Origin of the sequence: Bacteroides sp. NSJ-48, assembly GCF_014287405.1 — a bacterium.
GTDB lineage: Bacteria > Bacteroidota > Bacteroidia > Bacteroidales > Bacteroidaceae > Bacteroides > Bacteroides stercoris.
Genome location: NZ_JACOOD010000038.1, coordinates 36,771 through 42,770 on the forward strand (window position 1 = coordinate 36,771; position 6,000 = coordinate 42,770).

7 protein-coding genes are annotated in these 6,000 nt (G+C 40.5%); 4 read left to right on the forward strand and 3 right to left on the reverse strand.

Translation table 11 applies throughout. The features are described 5' to 3' along the window. Positions 1-189: 189 nt before the first annotated feature. The 3 genes from H8S52_RS15320 to H8S52_RS15330 all read right to left on the reverse strand — a co-directional run bounded on the left by H8S52_RS15320 (position 190) and on the right by H8S52_RS15330 (position 2,673). On the reverse strand, positions 190-1,239 hold the full coding sequence (locus tag H8S52_RS15320) for a BF3164 family lipoprotein (RefSeq protein ID WP_186910158.1): 1,050 nt from the start codon (positions 1,237-1,239) through the stop codon (positions 190-192). Continuing rightward, on the reverse strand, positions 1,223-1,462 hold the full coding sequence (locus H8S52_RS15325) for an NVEALA domain-containing protein (RefSeq protein ID WP_186910159.1): 240 nt from the start codon (positions 1,460-1,462) through the stop codon (positions 1,223-1,225). Before H8S52_RS15325 ends, H8S52_RS15320 begins: the two co-directional genes overlap by 17 nt. A gap of 152 nt (positions 1,463-1,614) precedes the next feature. Next, positions 1,615-2,673: a helix-turn-helix domain-containing protein gene (locus H8S52_RS15330; protein ID WP_186910160.1), complete on the reverse strand. Its 1,059-nt coding sequence runs from the start codon at positions 2,671-2,673 to the stop codon at positions 1,615-1,617. Between the two features lie 401 nt (positions 2,674-3,074). Between H8S52_RS15330 and H8S52_RS15335 the strand changes: the two genes are divergently transcribed. From H8S52_RS15335 to H8S52_RS15350, 4 genes are all read left to right on the forward strand, one after another. Further along, on the forward strand, positions 3,075-3,440 hold the full coding sequence (locus H8S52_RS15335; protein ID WP_117856958.1) for a YraN family protein: 366 nt from the start codon (positions 3,075-3,077) through the stop codon (positions 3,438-3,440). Positions 3,441-3,463: 23 nt separating this feature from the next. Next, positions 3,464-3,820 (forward strand): MmcQ/YjbR family DNA-binding protein, encoded by a 357-nt coding sequence (locus H8S52_RS15340; RefSeq protein ID WP_005657644.1) that lies wholly within the window; start codon positions 3,464-3,466, stop codon positions 3,818-3,820. Further along, a complete protein-coding gene (locus tag H8S52_RS15345) occupies positions 3,804-4,577 on the forward strand; it encodes a biotin--[acetyl-CoA-carboxylase] ligase (RefSeq protein ID WP_186910165.1) in 774 nt (257 codons plus the stop codon). Before H8S52_RS15340 ends, H8S52_RS15345 begins: the two co-directional genes overlap by 17 nt. A 64-nt stretch (positions 4,578-4,641) precedes the next feature. Next, positions 4,642-5,907: a zinc-dependent metalloproteinase lipoprotein gene (locus H8S52_RS15350; RefSeq protein ID WP_255470094.1), complete on the forward strand. Its 1,266-nt coding sequence runs from the start codon at positions 4,642-4,644 to the stop codon at positions 5,905-5,907. Positions 5,908-6,000: the final 93 nt, after the last annotated feature.

Below are 6,000 nucleotides of genomic sequence, written 5' to 3' on the forward strand. Positions count from 1 at the left end.
TTATCTATAAATTAATTTCTGCATCTATCATTTCAGCAGTAAAGCAAATAGCTTGCTACATTCAATTCTTAGTTATATCTTTGCCACGACCTCCTTTCTTTAGCGGGTTATGGAACGGATGGAATAGCTTGCTCCAACAAACATTCAAATCTGTTCCTTTTTCAGTTATATAATCTTTTTATAAAACCATTACATCTTAAATTCCACAATCGGTTCATCACTATTTACATCCGTAGCTGTAATAACGCCCCGCTCCTCATCTACTGAAATTCCATAGATATAACGATCTAAGACATATCTCATTAGAGGTTCTCCTTTTAGACTAAATACATAAATATATTGTCCGCCATCAATTTCTTTACCCCTGGGCTGCTGTGACAATTCCCTAAAGGTACGTCCGTGGAAAACCGTATAAATAGCTTGGTCAGTCACTTGTATATCACTAAAGCCCATTATACCGACAGGAATACCATACCCTTGGGAAACTTTGAACTCCGGTTCGTTATGCGGACCGATGCGTACCACCTGTGTACTGTCCTTCAAATTATAGATTTCAAGAACTTCCCCCAATTGAGTGGCAGTAGCCAACACACCATTTTTAGGATTATAATCAATAAAGCTACGCCATGCCTGCGCCAATGCAGGGCGAGAACGTTCCAAAGCCTCTTCTTTAGCTGTAGGGATATTACCGAACTTACGAAGCAGTTCCCCTTTACGATTGAAAAAACAGAAACGATTATTTCCCGAGTAATCAGGAATAATAAAGGTGGAATCATCGTACTGTACAAAATCCAAAGCACGAAGGATTTCTTTGTCCAGTGTCACCGCTTCCTTACGAAGCAGTGAGTCACCGGATTCAGAGAAAACAACCCCTGTTAATTCGCTTTTATTAGCATCCAACATCCACAATTTATGCCCATTCCATCGAAAGTTTTCGGCAGAGAGCATATCAACCGATGAATCACCACGCTTTCCATAAGAGGTAAGATAGTTCCCATCGGGATAAGTGAATATCTGAAAAAAATGATCTGTACCATGCAAATCAAGCACTACTGCCCTGCCACCTTGTATCCGTATGCGAAAAGGATAGCGGAAAACAGCCGTATCTAACAGGATTACCTGCCCCTCCAACTTAACCGTTTTCGGAAAATCAGAATAAGAGATACCTTTACCGGCAGGTACTGAAGTACATGCAGCCAGTAAAACAAATAGGAGTAATATGTTAATAGGATTCTTCAAGACTATAAGGCCCTCCTACAGCATAGACTTTTACATTAGCAATCGGACAATCCACAGAACCGGACCCAATACAACGAGGAGTTCCCCCCCATTCATCGGATGCCAAAGCATCTATATTCTCCAACATTAAACTCTGCAAATTTTCTTTTTCTGAACTAAATTGAAAAGATGCAACTACTGTTGCTACCAAAAATAAGCTGATAAGCAATACTTTCTTTTTCATGCTTGTTATGTTTTTCACGTTAATAAATTCTTTTTCTAAATGATGTGTTAAATGTAGCGGCAACAAAAGATAATTAGAAATTAATTGACTGACAAAGTCTGACAAACGTTCATTTTTATCATGTCAGATATTGTCAACCTACACACCAAGCTCTATTTCTCAAGCTTTTCTTCGATGGAATGGCAATTTTTTAATTGATAAGCAGAATTACCAATTTCTACTACCCAATCAATTTCAGACAAATATTTACGCAATCTTCTAATAGTAGTATGTACCCTTTCAGATGTACCTGTACCATCCGGCCACAATAACATCATAATTTCATTAATGGATAGTTTGTTATCTTGGGCGTCCAAAAAGCCTTGTAATAATGTGGCTGGCAGAGGAGTTAATTTCACATTAACAGCAGAGCTCTTTAAATTCATAGAGCCTGCGTCAAAGAAACAATCATCTTCCAACTGATAAATATGCGATTGACTTTTATCCATGGCAATCACAGGTATTTCTTTGATAAATAAACGGCGGTAAATCCGAATCATAAACTCCTGAACAAAGAATAACAAAAGAGAGGCAACGACCAAAGCACCTAATAAAATCTTATCTTTCAAGGTAAGAACCTTCCACCAAGCAGAATATGTAAATCCAGTCACACCAACCTCGCACCTATATCCTAAATAACAAGATACGAGACTATCCGATTTTGATAAATAGGATAAATCATTCGAGTATGCGTTAGTTTCATGTTCCCACCAGTCTGTTACAGATACACGCACTATTGTCTTGCCAGGAAATTTCACTTTTGCCAATAAATCGCTCCAAATCATATTCAAAGAATCAGCCTTCAAAGGATCTTTATATAACAAATATGTATATAACATTCTCTGATCTGAGGACCGAATTATATTATGGGTATGCTTTTCATAGGGAATAACAAAGTTCTTTTTACCATACTCAGTTTCCATAAAAACTGTTATTGGTTCTTTCTTCTTATCAACTGGCATATGAATATTTCCTTCTGTACAAAAAAACACTTCCATTCCACTTCGCTTCTGCATCTCTTCCGTCAAAGCCTCATCAAAAGTATCACGAGCCTGCACCTCCCAATATTCCTTTTTATTCTCATACAAGAAATATCCGGTAATACAAGCCGCTATGATACCTATAACCATACATATCAATAGTAGTTCTAAGTTCTCTCTTTCCTTCTTCATGTTGTGTTCAAATATGATCTATCAATAACAATAAATATCATACCAACTGCAAATGTAAATCGTTATAAAATATCAAGGCAATTATTATGTTACATATTCTTTTGTCTATATTACATAGCCGACACAAACATAAACAACGCAACTGTACCAGATTAAATGCCAAAGAAGAAACCGCAATAATTAAACATGTAACTGTATAAATCTTATTTCAATAACAATACCAAGTAAGGTTACAATATTTGGTTATAAGTACGAAAAGAAATGAATGCTCTAATTTCAAGTTTGAAGTTTAGCACCTCAATATATGATTAATTTATAGCTCTTTGAGAATATACAGGAACAAATATTTCCACTTTCGAACAAAAAACGTATTTTTGTACTGAAAGAAAGAAAATTGTACTATGGCAATACATAATGCTCTGGGAAAAGCCGGAGAAGATGCGGTTGCGGCTTATCTGGAACATAACGGATATGTGATACGCGACCGGAACTGGCGGAAAAACCGTTTGGAACTGGACATTGTTGCCACCAAGGACAACGGATTGATTATTGTAGAAGTAAAAACCCGAAGTAACACGGAATACATCAAGCCGCAAGATGCCGTCAACTGGCAGAAAATACGCCGCATTGTCATAGCAGCCGATGCTTACGTAAAACATTTCCGCATTGACGCCCCCGTGCGCTTCGACATCATTACAGCGGTGGGCGATGCCGGTGCTTTCGAGATAGAGCACATCAAAGAAGCATTTTACCCGCCTGTGTTTTAAAAGAACCCTAACCCCTGAATACAATGAATATAGAAACCGCCCGCGAATATTGCCTCAGTAAAAAGGCCGCAACCGAAGATACTCCTTTCGGTGAGGATTTCCTCGTTATCCGGGTAATGGGAAAGATGTTTTTATGCATCAATCTCAACACTCCCGACCGCATCACCATGAAATGCGACCCGGAATACGCGCTGGAATTGCGCGACCGCTACAATGCCGTTGAAGGAGCCTGGCACTTCAACAAGAAGTATTGGAACCAGGTGCTCCTGGACAGTGATGCAGATGACAAACTGATAAAGCATCTGATAGACCACTCCTACGAAGAAGTAATAAAGAAATTCACTAAAAAAATGCGCAATGAGTATGAAGCCCTGCCCTGAAACGTTTCCTTATCCGCTGATAGCGTTGGATGAAACCGACTCAACCAACCGGTACATCAGCCAGTTATGTAATGAGTTGCAAGAATCCGTTGCCGAACTGACTACAGTTACAGCCGAATTTCAAACAGCCGGCAAAGGCCAGCGCGGCAATACCTGGGAAGCGGAAAGAGGCAAGAACCTGCTTTTCAGCTTTGTCCTCTATCCTACTTTTCTGGAAGCGCGCCGCCAGTTTATCCTATCACAAATCGTGTCTCTTTCCATTAAGGAAGAGCTGGACAGATGGTCGGACGAAATTACGATAAAGTGGCCGAATGACATTTACTGGAGAGACAAGAAAATATGCGGCATACTGATAGAGAACGACCTATCCGGACACTTCATCGGACGCAGCATTTCCGGCATCGGAATCAATATCAATCAGAATGAGTTTCACAGTGATGCCCCCAATCCGGTATCGCTGAAACAAATTACCGGTCAGGAACACGACCGCTATGAGCTTCTATCGCACATACTGAAAAGGGTACAAATCTACTACAACGGTTTGCAAACGGAAGACAGCGGTACTTATACCGCTGAAATAACCGCCCGTTATGCCCGCTCCCTATTCCGCCGCAGAGGTTTTCACCCTTACGAAGATGCCGGCGGCAAATTCTCTGCCCGCCTGCTGCGTGTGGAACAAGACGGACGTTTTGTCCTGGAAGACGAGAACGGCAAGGAACGGGAATATTTATTTAAAGAGGTGCAATACATTATCTGATTAGACAAATTGGCAAACATTATCTTTGTAAAACATGTTTTGTATAAAATCAATCTATAAATTCATGAAGATACAAGTCTTAATTGCAGCCGTTATATCAAGTTTTATTTTATATGGTTGCGAAGATAATGAAACTAATTATTTGGAACTCTCCGAATCGTCATTCAGCAATGTCGATGGCGACGGAGCCACATCGACGGTTGCCGTAACAAGCGATGTGGAGTGGCAAATATCCAAAACGGCACAATGGTGCAACGTCACTCCAAGCAAAGGCTTCGGAAATCAGGCATTGACCCTGCAAATAGAAGCCAACCCCGACAGTAAAGAAAGAAAAGTTACAGTAACAGTCGCATCACCAGCCACCAAGATGAGCAGGAAAATAGAAATCACTCAAGCGGCTGGATATACACCCATAGAACAATATCACTATAATCTGCCGGTGATCTTTCATGTGCTTTACCAAGACAAGTCCGCCCCGCTACAGTATGTCAGCCCCAACCGCTTATCTGAAATATTGAACGCAGTAAACCGGCTTTATAAGAAGAGCATGCAAAGTGCAGACATGAACCTTACTTTTACACTCGCCACCGTAAATCCAGATGGAGAAAAGATGGACCAGCCGGGAGTGGAATACATTTCATGGCCGGGCAGCTATCCGATAGATTGCGATGTCTTTATGAATGATGATATAAACAAAACTACGGGAAAAGGGTATGTAAGATATGTATGGGACCCCAACAGATATATCAATATAATGGTCTACAACTTTGCCAATGAGCCCGGCAGCAATACAACGACATTAGGAATATCCCATCTGCCGTTTACCGCAAAAGGGGCGAACAGTCTGGCAGGCCTCAGTGAAATCAATGTATCCCGATTAGAACTGAAGGACTTGCCCTTTCCCTATTGTGTGTCCATCAACAGTCTGTTCATCAACGAAGAAAGTAAGGGAACCATATACAAACCAGCAGACATTACCGTTACGTTGGCTCATGAATTAGGGCATTATTTAGGATTACACCATGTATTCTCCGAAACAGAAAGAGGAAACAGTTGTGAAGATACCGACTATTGCACAGATACTCCCACCTACAATAAGGAAGAATATGATATGAATTACGCATATATCGCGGTGAATGAACCGGAAAACTTCACATTTGCCAATTTGGTGAACCGTGAGAACTGCCTGACAGGCGAAACCTTTGTCTCACACAACATCATGGATTACGCAATCAGCTATTCCGACCAATTTACTCCCGAGCAGCGGGCACGCATCCGGCATGTCTTGTTATACAGTCCTCTGATAGGGATATTCAGTAAATGTCCCTAAAAAATAAGATGGCATATGAAGATGATAGGACATGACCACTTCATATGCCATTCTTATTGCCATTTTTCGGTGCTTTCTCACATAATTCTATCC

Coding starts and splice junctions, on each gene's coding strand:
- H8S52_RS15325 (WP_186910159.1), bottom strand. CDS start 1,462: ATGAAAAAGAAAGTATTGCTTATCAGCTTATTTTTGGTAGCAACAGTA.
- H8S52_RS15330 (WP_186910160.1), bottom strand. CDS start 2,673: ATGAAGAAGGAAAGAGAGAACTTAGAACTACTATTGATATGTATGGTT.
- H8S52_RS15335 (WP_117856958.1), top strand. CDS start 3,075: ATGGCAATACATAATGCTCTGGGAAAAGCCGGAGAAGATGCGGTTGCG.
- H8S52_RS15340 (WP_005657644.1), top strand. CDS start 3,464: ATGAATATAGAAACCGCCCGCGAATATTGCCTCAGTAAAAAGGCCGCA.
- H8S52_RS15345 (WP_186910165.1), top strand. CDS start 3,804: ATGAAGCCCTGCCCTGAAACGTTTCCTTATCCGCTGATAGCGTTGGAT.
- H8S52_RS15350 (WP_255470094.1), top strand. CDS start 4,642: ATGAAGATACAAGTCTTAATTGCAGCCGTTATATCAAGTTTTATTTTA.